The organism is Enterococcus sp. NPDC086594, from assembly GCF_044746145.1.
Taxonomy (GTDB): Bacteria; Bacillota; Bacilli; order Lactobacillales; family Enterococcaceae; genus Enterococcus_D; species Enterococcus_D entomosocium.
In genome coordinates this window covers 32,097-54,911 of sequence record NZ_JBIVBP010000005.1, presented here as the reverse complement: position 1 = coordinate 54,911, position 22,815 = coordinate 32,097, and the positions used below count along the sequence as shown (strand labels likewise).

Below are 22,815 nucleotides of genomic sequence, written 5' to 3'. Positions count from 1 at the left end.
CAACTAAGACTGTGCTTCTTTTTTTGCTTTCTTTTTAGTAATTGTATTATATTGTTTTCTATTTTCACTGCTTTTTGCATATAAAGTTTCTAACTTGGTATATTTTTCTACATCATTTGAAAAAGTAATTTTCTCATTGGATTTAAAATAATTAGACAAATAATAAATGAATGCAAATAGTCTTTCAATTCTATATAATATCCATTGTCGTTGTTCGTTTTTCGCATAGAAAAAGAAGCAGTCTTCGCTTTGAATATAGATTAGGATGTCATCACGAATAAATTTTGTATTATTCTGCACTTTATACATATTAAAATCTCTGAGTTTATTTCTAATAGCAGGTAATTGTTCTTTAGTAGGGATTGCAATAATATCTAAAGTATCTAAAGAATGAGTGTGGGGTAATTGATTCTCATCAAAAGCACTAGAAAATTGAATCGGAATTTGAACGTGTTGATATTCTGTGAATTTCATATAAAATTCTTTATTCTCATTGGATAAGCATTGATTAAACAATTGGGAAGCTTGTGGCTTCTGACTGAAATTTTTATGATTATAGATATTTCTTACAGAACTATAAAAAGAAGCAGTCACTTGTTTTTGTTGATTCGTAGCTATTGAAAGATTAGCTGTTCTAAATCCTAGTGTCAACATTTTTTGTAAGGCATTGGCTTGTAAGTCCAAGTGCTTTAAATTGTCTAAATCAAACTTTTTAGCGTAGTAGAAGTGCTTAGATAACTTCTTTTTAGAAATCCACTTATGCTTTTCTAACGTTTTTAAACGGGCTTCCAAGCCAATTCTGTTACATTGTAGTAGTTTTTCTAAGGTGGATTCATAAATCCCATTAGATGCTATAGCTAGTTGTAATAATTCATCACTATCAATCGCTCTTTTGTTGACAATATATTTTTTCAAATTCACTCCCTCCAATAATTTTTTACATATTTTTTTCAATAATTTTCATTCTCAAAAGTATCCATTTTTACATAGTTGGTAAAGGTCGAAATAATCCAATTTTGTGACCCCTACATAGTAGGGAATCTCTTGTTCAAATTTTAGAAATTTTTTTAGGTAGCTGCTGTTTTGAAAAATTCACGGAGGTTTCCATTCAAAATTTGTAAAATTTCATCAAAAATCACCGAGTTTTCAAAAAGTTATCACGAAAGTTATCTAAAAGTTATCATCCATAGTATCGAAAAAGCACTTTATGTAGGGTTGATGTAGGGTTTGTGTAGGGTGTAAAAATTGCAGATGTAGGGATAATGTAGGGGCAGAAAATTGAGAGAAAAAATCGAGAAATTTCTCTCAAGTATCCATCTCGTAATTATCCATTTTCAATTTACTCCTATCCATATTATACCATCGGAAAAATGATGATGGAAATTTGAATGACATATCTAGAATTGTTGACAAAGAAAATGGTGAAATGAGAGGAAGGTATTTGATTTGGGGACAAGAAAGACGAACAAATAATTCATAACCCAATACACATTATTTGCTCGTCTTAGCTTCTTAATTGACTTTACTCGTTTATTATTCTAACTTGAATGTTATAGGTAGTTTTTCCACCATGAACATTTGTATAAGTAATTTTAATATCATTTATTGCATTAACCTTCAGCTTAGCACCTTCACCCAATTTATAATAAGCATTACCGTAAGATACCTCACTAAATCTATAACTAACACCATTCATCTCAATTGTGGTGCTTCTATTTCGTCTGTTTCCAAAACCTTTGTCTATTGCTTCCTGTTTAACGCCAACGTTATCGTCTGAAATAGCATCTATTAATACATAACCATCTTCTAAAATAGGCATATCAACACTACTCAATTTCTTCAAATTAATTGTTCTCATACCTATATTATCAGGTGTCCAAATATCTGGACACCTATAAACGTTTTGAAACCAAATACCTATATAACCTTTAACTTCAAATGAATTATGAAATTTCCCTACACAGTTCCCTTCATTACCATCTAATAAATGAGTATCTCCACTAACTTGTTCAAATGCATCACAGTAGATATTTGCTAAACTAGGCTTTAAAGTATCTTTAAATAATAGATAACTTATCAAAACAAAAATACCAAATATTATGATTGCTACAACTACAAATAGTCCTTGTGAACTCCCATCTGACATTATTAACCTCCTTTCTCTGTATAAAAAAATCGTGTTGATTATTTTATTGTTATTTATAAAAATTGACCGACATGATGATTTTGGATTTTGTCTAGCATAACGGCTCCTTTACTAGCCAAAAAAAATTTAATAATTTATATTTTGGTTGCTGAGGAGTTGATACTATAAGTTTCAGGTCTACTAGACTCATATTCATGAGCATTTAATATGCCAATAAAATCAAATTGATGTACTTCGTTTGGCTTTAATTTTATTGTTTTTTCTAATTCGGTTGCATAAATTGAATTAATATCAGTTGTATCTATATCTCCGATAAATAAACCTTTACCCTCAGCTGAAAATTTTACTTTATATGATAATTCCTTGTCTGTTAGATTTTTGATTGTCACATTGATATTCTCTGATAGCCTCGGGAAAGTAGGGCTATCAAAATCCAATTTATTAAAATTGAAATTCAAGTCGCTGATTTCAATGGATATTTCAGAATTTATTATGGGATTGTCAGTTGCCGTATTTATCAAATTATTTTCAGCTTGCTCTAAACCATCCTTGAAAATCCCTGATAAACTAGGACTCATAATGTCCCTAAACAGTAAATAACTCAAGAATACAAAAATACCGAATATTACGATTGCTACAACTACAAATAGTCCTTGTGAGCTTCCATTTGTCATTAATAATACCTCCTTTATGTTATTTTAATCACTTCTTTATTATATCAACTCTGAGTTTTTTTACAAATTTCCAGTGTATAGAAATGCTGTGTATAAGTTGATAAATAAGCAAATAATGCTTTGGTTAAGGGGATATAATAGAAAAGTAAAGGCATGATTCATTTTGTGGACAATCGTTATATTTGATGAGATAATATAGTTACCTTGACGAAAACCATTTATAATGACCTCTAAATCTTTAAGTGTTTTTCAATTGCCTTGACTATTCCCCAGTTAGTCAGGGTATTTTTGTATATAAAGTTATTAATTTGAACTAAACTAGGAACAAAAAAGGAGGGATATATATGAATAATAGAATTATCGGCTATATTCGAACGTCAACAAATAGACAAGAACTTGGATTGGAGGTCCAAAAGAAAGCGATAGAAAAGTTTTCACCGTCCATTATTTATGCAGAACAAATATCTGGAAGAAAAGAGAATCGAAGTGAATTTCAAAAAGCTCTAGATAGTTTGGGTGAAGGAGATACGTTACTTGTATATAATCTATCAAGATTGAGCAGGTCATCAAGACAATTAGTTAATTTAATGTCGGAACTGAACGAAAGGGGTGTTTACTTAAAAAGTATTCAGGAAAATGTAGATACTAAAACTGCTCAAGGTAGATTATTTTATACGATGCTTGCAGCAATAGCAGAATTTGAGGCGGAAAATATCAGCAGCCGAACAAAAGAAGCACTTGCGAATACAGATAAACGATTGGGCAGACCACCTATTAAAAATAACGTAAAAAAGAGAATTATTAAATTGTATGATAAAAAAGAACTATCACTGAATGAAATTGCTATGAAATGTAATGTTAGCGTGAAAACAGTTTATAATGTAGCTAAAAATGCGGGTTTATCAAGAAAATAACCCTTGATTAATTTTTCGACTGAAGGTAACATAGAAAAGGGAAGCAAGATTATGACCGGTAATAAATCAAGGTTTTTTACCGATGAACAAATAAAAAAATAACGAACAGGCAAAGGCTGTCTTATCAATGATTTGAAGTTGATAAAGCAGGCTTTTTTTGTCTTGGCAAAAACCTTGATTTATTACATCTAATGATGGTGAGAAAGGATTGAAATAATGGGAATAAATAAACGTATGAAAGTTGGAGTGAGTATTTTAGGTGCAGTTGTCCTAATAGGTGTAGGGATTGGATATGGACTGTATCAAAAAGAGCAGAATAGAGAATTGACAATAAAAGAAACAACTGATTTGAAACCTATCTCTTTTTCTGAATTTCATAACTCAAAAGTGAAAGATGACGGAACAGTAACTCTAACTTTTGAAATCGATGAATTTTTAAATCCGAATAAACGTAAAAAAATGGACTACTATATTTATGATTCGCATACAAATCAACAAATAGAATTACCGTTGAATAGTCAAGATAGTGCAGAATACACAATTGATTTTAAACAAATTGCAGAGAGAAAGATTCAACAATACATCCGTGAAGGTGAGAATGGACAATTTACACCAGATGAAGATAGGATGGAGCAATTACTAAACGATGTGTATAAAAATGATGAAATTTACTTTTTGGCAGTTCCAAAAGGCTATCTAGAAAAAGAAGAAAAACGGTTAGGAAACCTAAATAAAGAGAAATTTGCAAAAGAACATAGCTTTTATTCCATTGGAATGAGTGGTTATATTGAGTTATTGAATAGAGGATTGAAGCCTGACTTTGTTAGGTATACTTCTTATACAGAATACGTCATAAGTTTAGTAACGAGAGACTTATCTAATGAAGAATTTGTGAAGTTAGTAAAAGCGGTGCAACTAAATGTTCCTAAACAAATTGAAATTCTAAAGTCGCACTTATTCGAAGGACAATTTTCTGAACGCCTAAAAGACGGTTACTTTGCTAGAGGAAATTACGATTATAGAAGATTGGGTTATGTGGTAGCTGAAGACTATAGTATTGGAATATACAGCCCAGTGACAGCATATTTAAGAACGTATAGTGTTCCTGCAAATGAAGAACAGGAACTTAATGAAAATATGAAGGACTGGAATCAACGAATTATTGATGATAAAACGAAATTTGAAGAGCAATCTAACACAATGACATTAGATAAAAGTATTCAAAAAGTTGGACTAATAGATAATGCACTCTTCTCTTACAAAAATACGAATGAACTAGGAGAACGATTGGAGATAAAAGAAGACACAGATGTTTACTAAAATAGCCATGAAAAAGTATGTGAAAAATAAAGTAAAACAAACGTTTGTGAAAGCCCACGTAACTATACCTCAGGTTGTTTTAAACAAATTGTCTAATGAGCTTTATAGTCAATTTGAAAAATTTTCTGATAAAGAACAGGAAAAATTGTTGTTTTCAGAGGATTTAGTGATTAATTTATGGAATAAACACATGGATAAAATCAATAAAGAAATGTTGGACGAGATGTGAGTAAAATCATGTCTCTTTTTTTGCTCAAAATTTACAATAAAAACCACTTAAAAAATGACCTTCAAAAAACCCTTATTTATCAAGGGTTTCATTCTTGTTGACAAAATTAAAAGATTGCTGTTATATCAACATTTTAAAGTACTAATTTTGAAAAAACACTTCTCAGGTGAAGCGAAACTTTTTTTATGGGGAATTACCCACTAAAATGAATCTGAGGAGTGTTTTTTAGTATATGCATATTTCTAAAGTTCTGATAAACACTGATATAACGACGTTTTTAACATTTTTTTCTCTGAGAAGACTATGGAAAGAATCATATAAAATAAAGCATATTTTTTAAAAAATACACCAATTAATTTTTATTGTCAGAAAGTGAGATGTTTACTTTACTTCAGTAGTTGAGGATGGTATAGTCCCGGTAAATATTATTAATAAAATAATAGATAGGTCTAGGAGGTTTCTTAATGACACAAGAAAAAATAATCGAATTGAAACTGAAAGAAAAAAGGGGGATTTTGAGGGGCTGGTTGGATATTTTAGATGAAACGTATGGTGTAAAAATGACGTTTATTGCAAGGCAATTAGATATTCAGATTCAAAACCTACATAATTTTAAAAAAGGGAAACAAACACTTAGTGTGGAGAAACTTTTTTTTTTAGAACGATTTTTGATTGAAAAATATGGGAAGTTATTGATTGAGGAGAGTAAGTAGAATATGAGATTATATGTAAGTAGTATTGTAAATGATACAAAACCTGATGCAACACTGATTAAAGCAATTTCTGCAACAATTTTACAAGAATTAGTAGATATCTCTTTAGAAGAACTTGCAATAGAATTAACTCAAAAAGGAAAAACAGTGGTGTTAGCTGAATTATCGGAACAAAAATTATCAAAATATACACCAATTGTTGGTCAAGAGTTAGTAATGCTTGATTTTGATAACAAAGATGGAAATAGTATCTATACCATTGACGATTTAGAACAAGATATATTTATGCAAAATAATGCTTGTTTTATCTATCAAACCTTTAGTGATGCTGATTCAAAGGTTGATAAATTTAGAGTAGTATTTCATCTTGATAGGTTGATTACTTCAAATAATGAAATAGAAGAAATTTATCAAGAGCTATTTAAAAAATATCCGCAAGCTGATGGTAGCGTTGGGCAAACGAGCAGAATATTTTTCGGAAGCAATAGTGGATTTGAGGTCATTGACTGGGGGAATCGGTTAGATACTACTGATTTGTTAGAGGGAAGAAAAACAATTATTCCTAGAGGCTTAGAAGCTATACGTGGCGAAATAATTGATGAATCGATATCGAATTATGAATTATTAAAGTTAGGCAGATACGACATTGTGAAAGCCAAACTTGGGGATAATTACAGTGGGGTTTTTCCTGATGAATATAGTGCTGTCAATCATTTTTGCTCACTGGATTTAAGAGAATTATTAGAATTGCCAGAAGATAACCCATTTATAGATATTCTACACGATGAGGAGAACCCTAGTGCAAGTATTTATTTTTCTGAAGCAACAGGCAGTTACTTTTATAAATGTTTCAGTGAAAATAACCAGATAACTACTGACATTAAGGGATTACTTTGTAAATTTCTGAAAAAAGACAATTTTGAAGTGATTCAACTGTTGACTTACATCACAAATTCAAAAATTACTATGGATTCTGACCTAGGTAAAATGAAATTGAATGCTAACTTATTTAAAAAGGAATTGTTGAATGGGAAAATAGCGAAAAAATATCCCGAACTATATTTTTATTTGAAGAAATATATTCTTGAAATTCCACTTGTGCTTGAATATATGTTTGATTACGTTTATGAGGATTCTGAGGGTAATTTGAAAATCCAAAATTATTATAGTATTGAAACGTTGACGAAAATGTTATCAAGAAGTTTGAATAAGAGAATTTCTATAAATAAAACAAAACGTATTCTGAATGTGATTGTAGTAACAGAAATCATTCAAAAAGTTCCGGAAGAATTGATTGCAGAAGAAATATACAATCGAGTGATTTTAGAACAAAAACAGGATGATAACAAAGTAAGAACCAGCAATATATATCAGCCCAATTTACTTGTAGAAGAGCATAAAGATTATATGGGAGAAATTGGGAAAATTTTAAAACGTAACAATGTCACTATTGATAGTTTAGGTTATGAATTGATTTATCGATTGTTTGGGGAAGAAAAAGCAAATCGAGATTTTCCTCAATCTTATAAACCTTTGGTAAATAAAGGCTTGATAAAAATGAGTAGACAAGACACAAATCTAACAAATAAAAGTATTCAATTAGAAAAATCAATCGTAAAAATCTTGATGAAAGAGTTGGATTCTAAAGGATATATGTTTGAAAAAGAACTCATATCTAAATTGGCTAGAAATAAAAAGCAAAAGATAGCTAGTATTCGTCCACAGTATAATAAGGTTAGAGCAGATATTATAAATAAATATTCTTTAAAACGAACAAAGTTAACTAAGGGATTACATCAAGAATTAGGATTAACAGAGCAATATTCTTCTAAGGTAATATTCTATAAGTAATAAATGAAGTATAAAAAGTGCGTATTGAAAGTAAGAAATTGATGATAAAAGGATAGTAAATTCAAGGGTTATTTGAGGGTAGGCAAATATGATACTAGATATAATATCTTATGGAGGGTCATATTTACCTACCCTAAAATATCTCCCCTTTTTCTAGAAGAAAATAAATGAAAAATACACTTTTGATACGCATTTTTTATAAAAATCTCTAGGCTCATATTTACCGACCTTAAAATTTTTGCCTTTTTTCTAGGAGGATTTGAATGAAAATCTCACTTTTAATACGCACTTTTTGTTATTGGAAATAAGCATGTCTCTAAATTACTTACTTATTAGAATATTTGAATAGGTTTACTAAAATAGCGAAAGTTTGCTGCTTAGAATTTAACATATAACAAAACAGTGATAATTATTCATGGATTGTAATTTAAAAATCTTTTGAGAAAATCATCTATAAACATCATCAAAACAAGAATATGTCATAAACTATATAATTTATTCCAAACTATAATTCTTATATTAAAATAACTTGTGATTCGTTTTGGCTAGCCTGTTTTATTCCCACGGAGTGTTGAAAATTATTTTCGATAAATTATACACAAAGAATTAAAATCGCTTAGAACGCATTTTAGGCAGCATAGGATTGATTTTAAATATAGAGCAAATACTTCAAACCCTTTAAATACTAAAATTATTTTTATTCATTGTTAAATTGGAAACTAATAGATTTTAGTTGTGCTAGATTTAGACTTTTAGAATATACATATAAACATTGATATATAAGCGTTCAATCAGTATTTAGTTAAATTATAAATGCAAAAACCTCTCTCAGATGAAAGATAGTGGTTAATTCCCCACAAAAATTTTTTCATTGCATCTGATAGGTGTTTTTTGAAAAATAGATATAAAAATCGTTGATGTTACAATAATCTTGTATTATTGTCAACAAGTAGGAAACCCTTGATTTTATTGACTTTTTTTAAGGTCATTTTTTAAGTGATACTTGACGATAATTTCGGGATAGAGCGGAACTATTAGAAGTGGTATCTAAAATTATCTTAGAGTTGAATTAGGAGCAGAATTCACATTTGTCTTCTAATTCAATGGTTGATAAAATTTAAAATGTTGCAGTACTTACGCTTATTTTTAAAACAAAAGCAAATTGAGAGTCTTGGAAATAACTAAAAATTCATGAATTAGGTTATTCAGATAAAATCATTCCACTTATTAGGATTTTATCTAAATGACTATTTTTTCTAATAAATAAAAAAATACTGTCGGTATTAAAATTCATGGAAATATATTGTTGAACGTTACTAACCTATACTTGTGTAATCATTAATCTAATTCTACAAAAATTGACTATACCAATGTTTCGAGAAAATAGAACAATCGTTTATAAGTCGTTTTCCTTTGTTAGTAATTATAGAAAAGTTCGTTATTTGGAGTGTAAACCATATTTTAAATTATTATTTAACATTAATTTTTTCTTAATTTGAAAGCTCTTTACTATTTATTAAACTGGATAAAACTTGATTCTTACGTATGTTTTTTTCAATATTGATTAGCAGATATTTTTTTGGTGTACATGGCTTAGTACATATATTTATATGAAAGATGCTTTTTGTTCTTATTTGTTCAAATCTAATCTTTATTTAAATTATTAAAATATTAGTTGCAATGGCATTTGTTTTTATAGGGGAATTTGACAGTAGTGCTTTAAACCTTTGATTTTTCTAAGCTTTATTTGTATAAAATAATACGATGGATTTGAACATCATCTTAGACAATGAATTTGAATCATCAATATTTAATTGAGTCTTGGATACTTTTTAGAACAATAGATATTTAAATAATCAGATGCTTTTAAGTCATAAAACAACAAATTAATACAATCGTTATCCCTTTTTTCGAAATAAAATCGAATGTTCGGATAATCACTCACCAATATTATATTGTAAACTATTTTTGTAACAATACTATTTAAATTTGGAGGGTATTAGAACAATGAAAAAAAAAATATTAGCGACAACTTTTTTATCAACTTTGTTGTTAGTAGGTAGTAACCCGCTTTTATCAAATGCAACAGAATTAAGTAGTGAAAAAGAAGTTCCTGTAGAAATTCAAGAAGGTATAGTAGATATAAGTTTTAACGAGGGAACAACAAGTAAAGTTGATTTTCAATTATCTGATTTCGACGTAAACTCAGGTGTTCGAAAACAAACGAAACCCTTGAAGGCAGTAGCTACCGTGAATAACACAAAATCAGAGGATGTTAGTGTAAATATTTTTGCGGAACTGGACAATTATAGTATTGGGTTGGAAATTAAACCTTCAAATCCATACATGCAAGCAGATAGGGTACAAAGAATGTCCTCTAAGCAAATTGAGAAAGATTTCGATGTTACGCTTGATGCTGATACTTATGTTTGGAGTAATAATGGAAGTAATAGTGCGAATATTATTTTAAAAGCTCAAGAAGGACCCAATCCTTAGTAATATAATTTTAATTAGAATTGAGAAATAGTTAACAAGTAAATTTATAGACTATGGTCCATCTTTAATAGAGAAAAAAAGTTTAAGTTTGCAAATTTTTACAAAATGAGTTAGATTGCTATACAGTGAATCAAAACGAATGTAGTTTAATTGGACAGCACATAGAATATTGAAGAAGAAGTAACACTAATCGAATCAATAACAATTTCTGTTTTTGATTATTGAATTAGTGTTCCTTCTTTTGTTCTTTTCATTTAGATGAAAAAATTAGCCATTAATCTGGTCACTATCTTTGTGAATTCTAGAGTTAAACGAAATTTCTACAACGTCTGATGTTTGATAATAGTATTTCTAATATTAAACACAATTATGAATAGCTAAAAAGATTTGCTGAAAAAATCACATAGTGTAACGTGATAAATAATACATTTAATAAAAATAATAAGATTTATATGATAATGATTATAATGATTCCTTATTTTCAAATGGTTTGTAATATATTGCATTCTTAAATATAACTAATGTGATTTTAACGCTGTGAAATCGTTATGTAAAATCGTGAAATAAGTATACAGATAATTAAACAAAAGCTTAATAATACAGTCTCTTTTAAATAAAGGTTGGTAAAATGAATGGAATATATAATGAATACTTTTAGCAGTCACTATCTAACAAGAAAGCAAAATGAAAAGTTGAAATTATTTACGGTTGTAGTAACAGAAAAATATATTTCATTGAATAAATTAAGTGAAATATTAAACATAACAATGTATCAAACAAAAATATTATTGGTTGAATTAGAAGAGAATGTTGGACAATTGGAGTATGATTTTTCATCATTGTTTTTTCAAGAAAAAAATACTATAGGATTAATCGAAGGATTTAGTCAAGAACTTTTACTGAATGTGTTTGTTAATCTTAAGAAAAAGTTTTTTGATGAATCACCTTTTTTTCGTTTATTGCTCTATTTATTAAAATATCGCAAGACACGTGTGGTAGATATTTCAGAAAAATTAATGTTTAGTAAATCATATAGCTATAAATTGATTAGCCGTTTAAGAGATATTTTTGAATCACAAAGAATTCCAATCACTATAAACAGCGATTTCGAATCAATTTCCTTGGAAGGTAATGAGAAGTATATAAGAACTTATCATTATTTAGTACAAGTGATGGCATATAATGTTTTTGCAGATAGACAAACAAGGGTGAATATCGACTTAGTTGGTGAAAATTATAAAAGTCTACAAACTACTAAAGTGAAACATGAAATTCTTTTATCAATCCTAGAAAATGCCGTTTCTCGTGGGTATTTAGTTCAAGACCTAGATAAAAAATCCCTCGAAATATTTAATATTATGAAAGAATTATATGAAGATATTTCATTAACAAAATTAATTCCAATTAATAATATGGAAGAAAAAGAAAACGAGCTTGCTTTTTTTTATTTTTGCAGACAGCTTTTAATTCCAGAAACTACAAGTAAAAGAGACAAAGTTTTTTTAGGGGAGAAATTTAAATCTATAAAAGGTAACAAAATAGTTGATTTCTCAGTTGCTGTTTTAGAGGCATTGTCGGAGAAGTTTCATATAAAATATGACGTTGAAAATATTATTTTATATGAATGTATTATTAATACTTGGGCTTATCAAAATATTTATTTTGAAAATCTAAATGGCACCACTAGTCAATATAGTAATGATAACAGAATTCATGAAGTTCAAAATATTATTTTAAATACAGTCTTAAATTTCGAATTACAAGTTGGAGATAAAGAACTTTTTGCAAATAAATTATCCCACATCTTATCTTATTTTTTACCTGTTCAAAATAAAGAAACTGTGGTTATTGCCATATCTATGTTACATCATCCTGAATATGTACCTGTTATTCAAAATAAATTGCTTGCAATTTTCAATGAGAAAATCATTAAATTTAGTTCTAATCATAATGAAGCAGATATATTAGTCTCGGATGGTATTCTAAACCATGACAATTCGCAGGATTTTGCTTTTTTTAGGGATATACATAATAAGGACCATTGGGATAATTTAAATTCAGTGGTTCAAGCAAGAATTATATCAAAACTAGGATAATATATTTAGACTAAATACAAACTTAAAAATATGTGCAGGATTAGGAAATAACATCTTTATGGTACAAACTCATATATCTGAAAAAAATCTAAAATTTGAAGAATTCATTGAGTTCAAAAGACATGGAAGAATAACTTTGTTTTTACATTAAATACTAACAACTTACAATTTTCTATTTAAGAGTACGCAAAAAAGATTATAATTCTCTAATATTTAAATATTATAAATAAAAGAAGATAAGTGTCCAATATAAAGGTGGAGTATTATAAATGTGAGATAATTCCCAAAGGAGATTAAAGTGGTTTTAGTTAACATTTGTCATTTAAACTATAGAATATAGATTCTACGAAGTTAGAAGGATGTGAATTACTTAAAAGTATAAATTGGAGATGTGGTTAATGTGAAAAGCATGGGGAATAATTATGTGCAGAGATTAAGAAAATAGCTTCTATTAATCATATTAAAATATTTTTTCATTAAAACAAATTTTATATTTTAAATCTGGGTTACCAAAAGAAAGTTGGGGGAAATTGTTAGTAAGTAGAAACAGATATAGAAAAGTCATGAATAATAGTAGATTTCTCGAGTATCATTTTCAGACAATAAATGACAATACAAGTGAAAATTTACTCAGGGAATGTGACTTGAATAGCTTGAAATATCTAGTTGAAAATAATATTCGTGAAACAGTGAATGAATCTAAGAAAAAATCAGTCTTTATGAAAAAAGTGAAAATAGCTAGGAAAAATAGAGCGGATTTTATTTTATTAGAAAAAACCTGTGAGATAATAGCAAACAATATAGAAAATCGTCCCATTAATTAGATAGTAGTATTGGTAAAGGAGAAACAATATGAATACTATTTTTATGTTTTTACAAAAAAGTAAAATAATATTTCTTAATTGCTGTATACTATTTGTGTTAATAATTTTCGGCACACAAAGTTTAGCTAATGAAATTAAAGATGAGATAAACATTGAGGCTGATGAAGTTACTTTATCATTGAACGATTTAGACTTTTCAACTAGAACAGTAAAACAAATTGAAACTGTGAAGATAAAATATGATGTAAATTCTTCTTTAGATTATTCATTGGTAATATCCACTGAAGGTAAGGGGCTTACTGCTAGGTTTATAGATACTTTAAGCAATACCTATTCTGGAATCCTTTTACCAACATCAAACCAAGGAGAAGTAAATTTAAATTATGAAGTCGTTTTGAGTATGGATGAATATGAACATTCACCAGAGAATGAAACTGCTATTACATTTACTTTTGTGAAAAAAAATGTAGATAGTTTTGATGATATTTCAGAGTTTGAAAATGACAAAACAAGTAGCTCTCTTGATGAAAACACTTTGAGCAATAATAAAAAGGACGATAACTCAACTAGTTCATCTGGGGAAATTATTGATGAAAAACCAGATGATTCAGATGTTAAGGATATGAGCGAAAGTGAAAATGATGAAAGTGACTTAGATGAAGAAGATAACAATGACAATCAAAATATATCAGACCAAGATAATTCTGGTGAAAATTCATAAGATAGGTTTCTTGAATTTTATCATTATTAAATGAATCAAAAGAAGTAAATGTATTAATGAATAACGCTATGAGAGGTTATTATCCCTTTTTTTTGAGATTGCGAAAATATTAGATAAGATAGCTTAGAGATTTCCTGTATAATTTTAATTGTAATAGATTTCACAATTACAAAATTAGGAGGATACATTAATGAAAAAAACTCTTTTAGCATCAACAGCAATACTTGCTCTATCAGCAATCGGATTTACGAATACAGTTCACGCAACTGAGGAGTCAACAAAGGCAGTAAACGTTGAAGAAGGTCGAGTAAGCGGAAGTCTTGCATTAACTAATCCAGATGTTACTTCTGTAGATTTCGATTTTGCACAAATTGATTTCGAGAATGAAAAGCCACTTAACCCTGAAACATTTTCTGTTACGTATGATATCCAAAATAGAACTTTTGCAAATATTGCAGGGCGTTTCACAATAGACGTATCAACTGATGGTGCTGGTTTAGATGCAGCCTTTGTGAATGCAGGTGATTCAAATATTTCTGAAACAAATAGCGGAACTAGAAATACAGGTGATGTTATTATTGAAGCTACTCTTGACCCAACATTGTATAATGCCTCGGATTCAGATTCGTATAAGATTACAGTAAGTTTAATTGATTCTACCACAGTAACGCCCTGAGGATTGAAATGATTAATACAACAAAGATATAAGAAAACAGGAGTCATGATGGAAAATAAAAGTAAAATGAGAAAACGCGTTTTTGATAACGTGTTTTCTCTTATATTCGTTTTATTAATAGGTAGTTTATTTTACATACAGGAAGTTTTTGCTTCGGAGGATACTGATGCATCAATATTAGTTGATGTTCATCCTAAAGAATATGAGTATAGAGATAGCTATATGCAATTTACTCCTGAACTTAACAACAATTATGAGTTTACAGCGACGATTACCAATATTGGTAATAAAGATTTAGACGTTAATGTATATACATCAGTTGCTATATCGACGATGGCTGGAATAACTTATGTGGAAAATACAGAAAATCTAATGGATAAAGATTATGACTTTAGTAAGTATGTGAAGATAACTAATGATAACGGTGAATTAAAAGATGGTATAGTCCAAGTCAAGGCTAATCAAAGTGAAGATATATCCGTTGTTGTTAACTTAAACAAAGAACTTGATGGAGAAATTCTAGGTGGTTTAAATTTTTCTCAAACACTGAGTGAGCAAAAAAACGAGAATTCTGCAGATATTGTCCATGTTTATGAAAAGGTAGTCTTGTTTCGCCTCAAAATGAATGAGTTAGATTCTGAAAAAGAGCAAGACTATGGTGAATTTGAATTTATCAATTCACAGAATTCTATAGTTTTAAGTTTCTCTGTAATTAATAATAATCCCATAGTGGAATATGCAGAAAGTGGTCCCTACAAAGTCATTAACCCAAAAGGAGATATAATTTCAGAAGGTGAATTTGAAGAAGAAGTACTTACTTTAACTCCTGTTACAAAAACGAAATTAAACATTCCCTTAGTTAGTGATGCGGAATTAATGTCTGGAGAATATCAGTTCATAATAACTGTTGATGGTGAAGAAAAAATTACTAAATTTAATTACACAAAGGAAGAATTGGAAGAAATATCAAAGCAAGTAGAAGATTCAAATAATGTAGTTGTAAGTCAAGACTCAAACATATGGGTAATTGTTTTATTAACAGCAATCGTTGCTCTTCTTATTATCACCATTATTTTGCTGTATCGCAAACAAAAAAAGTCTGAATAATAAATATTCAGACTTTTTTTTTGTCAACTTTTTATTTTATTATGTTTTGTTTAAAATCATAAAAATGAGGATAATCCATAGGTTGTTTATAGTGTTATAGTATTTAAGAAGATAATTTTTATAGATTGGATGATAAAGATATATGGATTGTTGAAATTTAATTGTATAGCTGCTTTTTTTTAGTAGTGGAGTGTATGTGCCTAAGATGACAAATCTAATAATTATTTGAATCTTATATTCCTTACAAGCTTTAAGTTCTTTTTTGATAAGGAAATTACAATAATCGGAGGATTTGAAATGTATTACATTGAAAAAGTCTATAGCTTGTTCATAACAAAGAAGCAAGTAAACAAATTAATCATATTGAAGAAAACACTTATTAATGATGAGGTTTCTGTCAAAAGCTTATGTGAAGAACTGAATAAGAGTACCACACAAATTAAACACCTGGTTTTAGAAATAAATCATGATGCTGATAGATTTATTGAGGATGATATTTTCTTTTTGAAAGAAAATGATGGTAAATTATACTTTGAATTAGCTTCAGATAATATGAAAAAAATTGAGGTTTTCGGAAAAATAAAAAAAATTTATTTTAAATACTCTCAATATTATCAGTTGATAAATTACTTATTTAAACATCGTAAAACAAAGATTGTAGATATATCAGAAGATTTGATGTTCAGTGTTTCGTATTGTTACAAATTGCTCGAATATATAAAAAGGGTATTTACTACACAAAAGATTCCTATTTTCATAAAGAAGAATGCAGATTGGATACATATTTCAGGGGCTGAAGCGTGCATAAGAATGTATCACTATCTATTTGAATTGATGGCTTGCGATACTTATTTGAACAACAGTTTTATTTCAATTAAAGACCCTGTTTCTGAAAATTATGACGCGATGGATACAACAAGAGCAAAGCACCAACTAATGTTTTCTATAATGGAAAATGCAATATCTCAGGGGTATTTTGTGGAGAATGTGGAAAATCATGATTTGGAGCTTTTAAGCTGTATGGAAAATGTAGATGATAGTCTTCCAATTATAGAAAAGTTACCTCTTAAAAATACAGATACAATAAAAAAAGAGCTAGTGTATTACAGTTTTTGGGGATATATATTTATTCCTGAGTTCATTAGTGATGATGAAAAATGTAACAGAGGAAAAAAGTTAAAATCGCTTAATCATATTACCATTGTTGACTTTTCTGAAAAAGTAACTAACAAACTTCGTAATAAATATTTTGTAGACACTAAAACGCTAAATATTATCTTTTATGAGATTGTTATAAATACATGGAGTTACACTCATTTATTTACAGAGAATTTTTTGTCAAGAGAAATTCTAAGCAGTACTCAAAAAAGAATGACGGATATAGAACAAATAGTCTTAGAATCAGCAAATGAAACAGGTATCCTTGATGAAAAAGATATGATTTATATTAAGAAACTAACACAAATTATTGCATCCAATATTTTGTTTCAAGAGGATGATTTAATTTATATAGCAGTGACTGGAATTAATCAGCCAGAATATATCAACGTTGTTAAGAATATTTTGTCTAAAATGTACTCTCATAATTTTATCCAATTCACGACTAATGTTGTAAAAGCTGATATCGTAATATCAGATTGTGCTATAGGAAGTACATCAAAAGAAGTAAATGTTGTTTTTATGGATTGTATACAAAAAAAAGAGAATTGGGAGAGATTAAATTTACTAATCCAATCTCTTATCATGGAAAAATGTATATATAAAAATCTAACAATGATTGGAAAGTGAAATCAAGAATAAATATTGTAATAATAGAAACTATATAGGAGATGTTAAATTTGAATACAAACAAACAAACATTAGAAAAAATCAGAAAAGCTAGAATGGTTAATGTTAGATTTTTTAGTGATAAAGCAGGAATTACTTTAGAACGAGCGTTGATAATAGATACGGATGAAAATATAGACGATGTAATGAATTACTTAGAAGAGTCCATAGACAATATAAATATTATCCATTATGCGACAAAAGATGTATACAGTATTGTAAATATTTCAGAATTAGAAGACATTCATGATTATGTTAAATTGGAACATTACTGGGGGGATGTGATATCCTACGTTATAGAATACAAAGATTGTTTTGGATTTACGGATGAGCTATGTCTAGTAGCAAACATTGATTGCGATAATAATGACTTGATTACTGCGGTAAATAATCTTAATGAGAGTTTTGAAGTTGTTAATATATATGAATATAGAGATTGCTGGGTTAAAAGACCGTAAGAAATTTTACTTATCAATAGAATATGAATTTATAGAGGCATAATTGCAGTATCTTTTAATCTGTAAAATTTTTTTGATTTAGATAATTGAATTGGTATAGTTATTATTGTATATATTGGTAGCACTTTGAAAAAAATATATAGGAGATATTTTATGGTTTCTATAAATGATAAGCATTTAATTGAATTTATTTATCATATGAATTCGTATTTAACATTTAATGAACTGAATGAATGGGCATCTAAATTGATAGAATCCTCAGATGAAATGATTGAATATGCTTTTTCGGATAAGGCGTTTGACATCGTGCAGTTAAGTGATGAATATGAACAAAATTATGTAATAGAAAATTTTATCACTATTGATGAATACTTATCTAAACACTATTCAAGTGCAATCTCTTTGTTACTACGCTTGCCAAATTTAAAAAATGAACTCATGGATAGTAAATATAATAGTAATAATAAAAGGTTTCAAATATATCAAGGAAATGGACATGTGGCAACTTATGCCCAACAAATTTTATATTCTTTATCCAATAAATATGATTTGATTTAATAACAAACGGATATCGAATTTATAATATGCGTTTCTGGAAGAATAAATACTTTTTACAAAAAGATATTGACAGGGGCATTAGGTTAAACTGGAGAAAAACTATATCAATAATGCGTTGGTTTGTCTAAAAAAAGTTGTTGATAAACAAATTTAATTGTTGTAAGATGGGGACCTATAAAAAAGGAATTCAAATCCGAAGTGATTCTACTATTTTAACCAATATATTCATTTAAATACTGTTAAATCAATAGTTGTGCTACGAAAGACTTGGATGAGCGTATGAGCTCCAGTCGTAACATTTTAGCGAAAGACCGTTTCGACCAGCCATTGTTCTTGTTTGAGAATCAATTTGCGATGCGTTGGTTCGCAGATAAGTACCCAGATGTCGAATTGAAGAGTTTGATGTAAGAGCCGTTTCCCGCGAGCCTGTCTAGGTATGCGCAACTCTGTACGTAAGGCTGATCTTTTTGAATTGAACGATCGTAGAAAGTCCTTTCTTATCAAAATGGATAAGAAGGGGCTTTTTTTTGCTGAAAACGTGCTTTTGATACAGAAAGAAAGCTGTGTGATTGGGGCAATGGTCCAATGATCAGACAATTATCCTAATTTATAAACATTCTTTTAAAAGAAGATAAAAAGAGTTGGAAAAAGAGCGTAGTATTAAAGATGACCGCAAGGAAGTGCACTTGAAATGAATAGAAAAATATCATAGGCGCATTTGGTGATTCAGGAAATTTTCACTTGTTTGAAAGTAGAGGGAAAGCAGAGAATAGATTGCCAGTGATAGAGGTCATTTAATCATTTGATCGAGGGACAAGTTCTTTTTGTCAGATGCTACTAGTGAAGACTAAACTTTCTTTATCTGAGCATGATTCGGTTATAGCCCTTAAAACTTCATTTGAAGCACTTCTAACAGATGGCTTAAGTTTTCAGTTGGTGAACCATGGCTTCATAACTCCAAAATGAATTAGTCTCATTGCTAGTCTACTAGTTATCTATAGATCGATTTTGCTAAAGCGAATGATTATTTGTTAAATAAAAGTGATTTCTGAAAGAAGAAAGGGGACCATGTAGTGCTAAAAAGTTTGTTATTTATATTTTCGGCGATATTTTTCTTTCCAACAGTAGAGGCTGCGGCTGATGAGGTTTCCGAAACGTTGATTTTTGATTTGAACACGATTGACTTTAAGGACGAACACTATTATTTGTTGAAAACCACACAAGATCTTCAGCTGACCGTCGATAGCAACGGCAGTGAAGGTGCTTTTGGCGTAGAGATCACAGCTGTCGGGAAGGCATTTTCAGCAGAACTAAACAGCGTGAACGGTTCGGAAGAGAAAATCATTCAGATTGAGGATACTGATGAAGCATCAATGATTCTTAACGTAGCTGCAACATTGAACATAAAGGAATATCTTGATTCCAACTCTGAGTACTACCTATCAGTCACTTTTACAGCAATTGATGATTCAGAGACCTTTACGAAAGATATAAAAATGAATCAGACGGATGAGGAAAAAGAAGAGATATCGGATGAGAATTTAATGACTGAAGACCAAGACGATGAAAAGCAAGAAGACAATGGCATCGAAGATGATTCTGAGAGCCAAAAGGAAGAAGCAGAATCTATTTACGACGAGCAAGCAAACTTGGAAGAAGACTCGCTTGATAAGGATTCTACCAAACTAGAAGATTCAATCAGTGATGTTGAGGATGAGGCTGGTACTGAGTTTTTTTTAGGGAAGAAAAGCCAATGTGAGACAGCAACATTTTTTTCAAAAGAAATGATCATTGAAAAAAATATGTTTAGATTTATATTAGGAAAAACCGCTTATTTGATATGAGCAGTTTTTCTTGTCTCACTTCTTCTATTTCTTCCTAAAGAAGAAACCATGGAGAGAAGATACGCAACATTTCTTTAAAAAGGAATCTCTCAATAATTGATGACCAATGGAATAAGTAGAAGCAGAACAAAAGAGAGGAACTAGCCCTCTCTTTTTCTTTTTGATTTTAAAATGTAGATGACTGCAGCTGCCAGCGCTGCAATGAGAACAAAGATGATCCAGATAAGGATTTGATTATTTGTCTGAACGTTGGCAGCGTTCGTTGGACGGTTCTCTTTTTTGAAGTTATCCAAGTCCTCTTTCTCATAAGAAAAAGTAGTGGTGATCGCTTTTCTAGTTGTTTCTATTGTTAAACGGTATTCGCCTTCAATAAGCTCACTATCGTCTATTAAAGGAATCTGCATTCTTGATTTGGTTAACGGCGTTAAAAGAACGGAATCTGCTAACTCTCCAGAGGCAATTGTTTCTCCATTTGGGTTTATTAGTTCGTAGAGCGCATTGTTTAAGTTGCCTAAAATAGGATTATAGTTGAGGGCATAAAATTGTAGGTTTATCGTGTCCTGAAGAGCAACAAATGAGAAATCTTGATAAATAATATCTTGAATATCCTCATATTTGCTAAAAATTAAGTTGATAAAAATGATAGACTCGTAGGCAGACGCAATACTAATAGAATCTTCAGCTGTTTGAACACCTAATATTTGCTTAAAATTAATTCCACCCATTACAGTACCTTCAAGCTCTATGTCGTCTGGAACATTTATGGTAATGCTGACACCAACAGATTCATTAGGAGCAATTTCTATTTGATTCTCTTCGTCTATAGCTTCTGAAGCGATAGTAACATAATTTGAAAAGTCGTATTTATCATCGAGAAGGTTCTCTGTATTCGAAGTGTACAAAATAGAGGATTCTCTTGAAATAGCAGTTGAAGCAAAGGGAGTGACCACTATTGATGAATCACCAGCTCCGATGTTTTCCAATTTAATTTCAAATGTATACTTTTTATCAACATCAGAAGGAAGAGTAATAGTATTTCTTGATGTCTCATATTCGGTATCGCTAAGCGATAGTTTTAAAGTATTCGTTGTCTCATTCGCTGTTGCAATACTTATATTTATATTTGCGATTATTGTCAATATGAGGAAGAACACAGAAACTCTTAGAAAGGAGTCTCTGTGTTTTGATATTTTATCCATATGTTATCCTTTTTAAGAATTAAAGGTCTTGGCCATTGTCTAAGTCAGTAGTATCTGATGCAGTAACTGTGATAGTGGGTGTGCCATCTAGCAAAGCAGTTTGACGATTGAATGTGAAAGTTGTATCTACGCTGGTAGCTACTGATTGGGAAATAGCTTCTGCTTCAACGGCAACATCACCATTTTCGGTGATAACGATTCCTTCAGAATCAGAAGAAACTGTAATTGTAACTTTATTAACTGAACGAGTTAAGTTTGTTAATGTTCCGCCAACGTTTTCAATAGTTCCTGTCATTGTTCCGTTGACAAATAATGCTGGACTTATTTCGAACGTTTCGTTTAAATTCATATCATTAAATGCAAAACTAGATGTTCCTTCTGTTATAGTAACAGCAAATGGAACAGAGGGAACCTCTGGCATAGCAACATCTGCTGACGCAGTGATTCCTCCTACTAGTATTAAAGATGTTGCCAATGTAGTACCCAAAATAACTTTTTTCATAATAAAACCTCACTTTAATTTTTGCAGATGATTTACTGCTTAAATAAAGTATACAATGATGATGTATTAAGTTATTATCCGTTTTTGCGCTATTTTTAATGAAAAAGTAGAAAGTATTTTATTAATCTGATTTTTTATAAAATAATTTAATCAAATTTTCTAGTAGTCAAGTGATGTTGATTATCAAGTCCACATATTTTTCTGTGTAGCAATTGTCCGTGCGGTAATGATTTATATGAAAATAATTTTGTTGCAATTTTACAATTTGGCTAATATTTTAAGTCAAGATCTTCTCAGAGTTGAAAGAATTGTCGTTCCAACTAGGATTCGACCTAGCAAAGTAATTATATTGTTATTCGTAGTCTCTGAGAATTTGCTCTGAATCAGTCGCTGTCAGGGGAATCAGTTCTGAAGATTCATATCTGTTATTTCTTTCGTGAACATCTGCAATTCAGTAGAATACAATCTTCTATCATTTTTAAGATACTATTTATAGAAGTAGTTTTACGAGTATGAACTATTGCATAGGTGGGGATTGAACGTATTGTTCTATTTATGCATTTCTATTGAATAGGCAATCAAAGTCATAGATTTGAAAATTATCAATTAATGTTTTTATTCAATTTGTAATCTGTACCTACAAATCTTCTACCTTAACGG

General features: G+C 29.6%; 21 protein-coding genes. 16 read left to right on the top strand and 5 right to left on the bottom strand.

The window, feature by feature from the left end; translation table 11 throughout:
- Window positions 1–3: 3 nt before the first annotated feature.
- The 3 genes from ACIPK1_RS09305 to ACIPK1_RS09295 all read right to left on the bottom strand — a co-directional run bounded on the left by ACIPK1_RS09305 (window position 4) and on the right by ACIPK1_RS09295 (window position 2,820).
- Window positions 4–915: a hypothetical protein gene (locus ACIPK1_RS09305; protein ID WP_400450598.1), complete on the bottom strand. Its 912-nt coding sequence runs from the start codon at window positions 913–915 to the stop codon at window positions 4–6.
- A 607-nt stretch (window positions 916–1,522) separates the two neighbouring features.
- Entirely contained in the window at window positions 1,523–2,146 is a 624-nt protein-coding gene (locus ACIPK1_RS09300; RefSeq protein WP_139960303.1) for a hypothetical protein, read from the bottom strand.
- A gap of 134 nt (window positions 2,147–2,280) precedes the next feature.
- Window positions 2,281–2,820 (bottom strand): hypothetical protein, encoded by a 540-nt coding sequence (locus tag ACIPK1_RS09295; protein WP_016620825.1) that lies wholly within the window; start codon window positions 2,818–2,820, stop codon window positions 2,281–2,283.
- A gap of 344 nt (window positions 2,821–3,164) precedes the next feature.
- Between ACIPK1_RS09295 and ACIPK1_RS09290 the strand changes: the two genes are divergently transcribed.
- From ACIPK1_RS09290 to ACIPK1_RS09215, 16 genes are all read left to right on the top strand, one after another.
- Window positions 3,165–3,734, top strand: a complete 570-nt coding sequence (locus tag ACIPK1_RS09290; protein WP_139960301.1) for a recombinase family protein — start codon at window positions 3,165–3,167, stop codon at window positions 3,732–3,734.
- A gap of 216 nt (window positions 3,735–3,950) precedes the next feature.
- The gene (locus ACIPK1_RS09285) at window positions 3,951–5,054 is read left to right on the top strand and encodes a hypothetical protein (protein ID WP_086338166.1); all 1,104 of its coding nucleotides are present in this window, start codon (window positions 3,951–3,953) and stop codon (window positions 5,052–5,054) included.
- Window positions 5,044–5,283: a hypothetical protein gene (locus ACIPK1_RS09280; RefSeq protein ID WP_086338167.1), complete on the top strand. Its 240-nt coding sequence runs from the start codon at window positions 5,044–5,046 to the stop codon at window positions 5,281–5,283. Before ACIPK1_RS09285 ends, ACIPK1_RS09280 begins: the two co-directional genes overlap by 11 nt.
- A gap of 464 nt (window positions 5,284–5,747) precedes the next feature.
- Window positions 5,748–5,996, top strand: a complete 249-nt coding sequence (locus ACIPK1_RS09275; RefSeq protein ID WP_086338169.1) for a hypothetical protein — start codon at window positions 5,748–5,750, stop codon at window positions 5,994–5,996.
- A 3-nt stretch (window positions 5,997–5,999) separates the two neighbouring features.
- A complete protein-coding gene (locus ACIPK1_RS09270; RefSeq protein WP_400450596.1) occupies window positions 6,000–7,847 on the top strand; it encodes a hypothetical protein in 1,848 nt (615 codons plus the stop codon).
- A 2,007-nt stretch (window positions 7,848–9,854) separates the two neighbouring features.
- Window positions 9,855–10,343: a hypothetical protein gene (locus ACIPK1_RS09265; protein WP_086338171.1), complete on the top strand. Its 489-nt coding sequence runs from the start codon at window positions 9,855–9,857 to the stop codon at window positions 10,341–10,343.
- Between the two features lie 632 nt (window positions 10,344–10,975).
- The gene (locus ACIPK1_RS09260; RefSeq protein ID WP_016620816.1) at window positions 10,976–12,439 is read left to right on the top strand and encodes a helix-turn-helix domain-containing protein; all 1,464 of its coding nucleotides are present in this window, start codon (window positions 10,976–10,978) and stop codon (window positions 12,437–12,439) included.
- 644 nt (window positions 12,440–13,083) lie between these two features.
- Entirely contained in the window at window positions 13,084–13,263 is a 180-nt protein-coding gene (locus ACIPK1_RS09255; protein ID WP_229080283.1) for a hypothetical protein, read from the top strand.
- Between the two features lie 28 nt (window positions 13,264–13,291).
- Window positions 13,292–13,984, top strand: coding sequence for a hypothetical protein (locus ACIPK1_RS09250; RefSeq protein ID WP_400450594.1), 693 nt, complete (start codon window positions 13,292–13,294; stop codon window positions 13,982–13,984).
- Window positions 13,985–14,174: 190 nt separating this feature from the next.
- Window positions 14,175–14,660 carry a hypothetical protein gene (locus ACIPK1_RS09245; RefSeq protein ID WP_016620813.1) on the top strand — a complete coding sequence of 162 codons (486 nt, stop codon included), beginning with the start codon at window positions 14,175–14,177 and terminating at the stop codon, window positions 14,658–14,660.
- Window positions 14,661–14,708: 48 nt separating this feature from the next.
- Complete coding sequence (locus tag ACIPK1_RS09240; protein WP_400450590.1) at window positions 14,709–15,767, top strand: WxL protein peptidoglycan domain-containing protein; 1,059 nt, start codon at window positions 14,709–14,711, stop codon at window positions 15,765–15,767.
- A 297-nt stretch (window positions 15,768–16,064) separates the two neighbouring features.
- Window positions 16,065–17,555, top strand: coding sequence for a helix-turn-helix domain-containing protein (locus tag ACIPK1_RS09235; protein ID WP_139960297.1), 1,491 nt, complete (start codon window positions 16,065–16,067; stop codon window positions 17,553–17,555).
- 41 nt (window positions 17,556–17,596) lie between these two features.
- The gene (locus ACIPK1_RS09230; RefSeq protein WP_139960296.1) at window positions 17,597–18,052 is read left to right on the top strand and encodes a hypothetical protein; all 456 of its coding nucleotides are present in this window, start codon (window positions 17,597–17,599) and stop codon (window positions 18,050–18,052) included.
- Between the two features lie 153 nt (window positions 18,053–18,205).
- Window positions 18,206–18,610 (top strand): hypothetical protein, encoded by a 405-nt coding sequence (locus ACIPK1_RS09225; RefSeq protein WP_139960295.1) that lies wholly within the window; start codon window positions 18,206–18,208, stop codon window positions 18,608–18,610.
- Between the two features lie 279 nt (window positions 18,611–18,889).
- The gene (locus tag ACIPK1_RS09220) at window positions 18,890–19,018 is read left to right on the top strand and encodes a hypothetical protein (RefSeq protein ID WP_258185814.1); all 129 of its coding nucleotides are present in this window, start codon (window positions 18,890–18,892) and stop codon (window positions 19,016–19,018) included.
- A 665-nt stretch (window positions 19,019–19,683) separates the two neighbouring features.
- On the top strand, window positions 19,684–20,454 hold the full coding sequence (locus ACIPK1_RS09215) for a hypothetical protein (protein ID WP_061054249.1): 771 nt from the start codon (window positions 19,684–19,686) through the stop codon (window positions 20,452–20,454).
- A 140-nt stretch (window positions 20,455–20,594) separates the two neighbouring features.
- Here ACIPK1_RS09215 and ACIPK1_RS09210 read toward each other — a convergent pair whose 3' ends face one another.
- Together ACIPK1_RS09210 and ACIPK1_RS09205 are read right to left on the bottom strand one after the other, a co-directional pair.
- Window positions 20,595–21,653 carry a WxL protein peptidoglycan domain-containing protein gene (locus tag ACIPK1_RS09210; protein WP_400450587.1) on the bottom strand — a complete coding sequence of 353 codons (1,059 nt, stop codon included), beginning with the start codon at window positions 21,651–21,653 and terminating at the stop codon, window positions 20,595–20,597.
- A gap of 19 nt (window positions 21,654–21,672) precedes the next feature.
- Entirely contained in the window at window positions 21,673–22,155 is a 483-nt protein-coding gene (locus ACIPK1_RS09205) for a hypothetical protein (protein WP_400450586.1), read from the bottom strand.
- Between the last annotated feature and the right edge of the window lie 660 nt (window positions 22,156–22,815).

Coding starts and splice junctions, on each gene's coding strand:
- ACIPK1_RS09295 (WP_016620825.1), bottom strand. CDS start 2,820: ATGACAAATGGAAGCTCACAAGGACTATTTGTAGTTGTAGCAATCGTA.
- ACIPK1_RS09245 (WP_016620813.1), top strand. CDS start 14,175: ATGAAAAAAACTCTTTTAGCATCAACAGCAATACTTGCTCTATCAGCA.
- ACIPK1_RS09225 (WP_139960295.1), top strand. CDS start 18,206: ATGGTTTCTATAAATGATAAGCATTTAATTGAATTTATTTATCATATG.
- ACIPK1_RS09300 (WP_139960303.1), bottom strand. CDS start 2,146: ATGTCAGATGGGAGTTCACAAGGACTATTTGTAGTTGTAGCAATCATA.
- ACIPK1_RS09230 (WP_139960296.1), top strand. CDS start 17,597: ATGTTAAATTTGAATACAAACAAACAAACATTAGAAAAAATCAGAAAA.
- ACIPK1_RS09260 (WP_016620816.1), top strand. CDS start 10,976: ATGGAATATATAATGAATACTTTTAGCAGTCACTATCTAACAAGAAAG.
- ACIPK1_RS09240 (WP_400450590.1), top strand. CDS start 14,709: ATGGAAAATAAAAGTAAAATGAGAAAACGCGTTTTTGATAACGTGTTT.
- ACIPK1_RS09285 (WP_086338166.1), top strand. CDS start 3,951: ATGGGAATAAATAAACGTATGAAAGTTGGAGTGAGTATTTTAGGTGCA.
- ACIPK1_RS09280 (WP_086338167.1), top strand. CDS start 5,044: ATGTTTACTAAAATAGCCATGAAAAAGTATGTGAAAAATAAAGTAAAA.
- ACIPK1_RS09220 (WP_258185814.1), top strand. CDS start 18,890: ATGAGCTCCAGTCGTAACATTTTAGCGAAAGACCGTTTCGACCAGCCA.
- ACIPK1_RS09250 (WP_400450594.1), top strand. CDS start 13,292: ATGAATACTATTTTTATGTTTTTACAAAAAAGTAAAATAATATTTCTT.
- ACIPK1_RS09290 (WP_139960301.1), top strand. CDS start 3,165: ATGAATAATAGAATTATCGGCTATATTCGAACGTCAACAAATAGACAA.
- ACIPK1_RS09210 (WP_400450587.1), bottom strand. CDS start 21,653: ATGGATAAAATATCAAAACACAGAGACTCCTTTCTAAGAGTTTCTGTG.
- ACIPK1_RS09265 (WP_086338171.1), top strand. CDS start 9,855: ATGAAAAAAAAAATATTAGCGACAACTTTTTTATCAACTTTGTTGTTA.
- ACIPK1_RS09270 (WP_400450596.1), top strand. CDS start 6,000: ATGAGATTATATGTAAGTAGTATTGTAAATGATACAAAACCTGATGCA.
- ACIPK1_RS09235 (WP_139960297.1), top strand. CDS start 16,065: ATGTATTACATTGAAAAAGTCTATAGCTTGTTCATAACAAAGAAGCAA.
- ACIPK1_RS09205 (WP_400450586.1), bottom strand. CDS start 22,155: ATGAAAAAAGTTATTTTGGGTACTACATTGGCAACATCTTTAATACTA.
- ACIPK1_RS09275 (WP_086338169.1), top strand. CDS start 5,748: ATGACACAAGAAAAAATAATCGAATTGAAACTGAAAGAAAAAAGGGGG.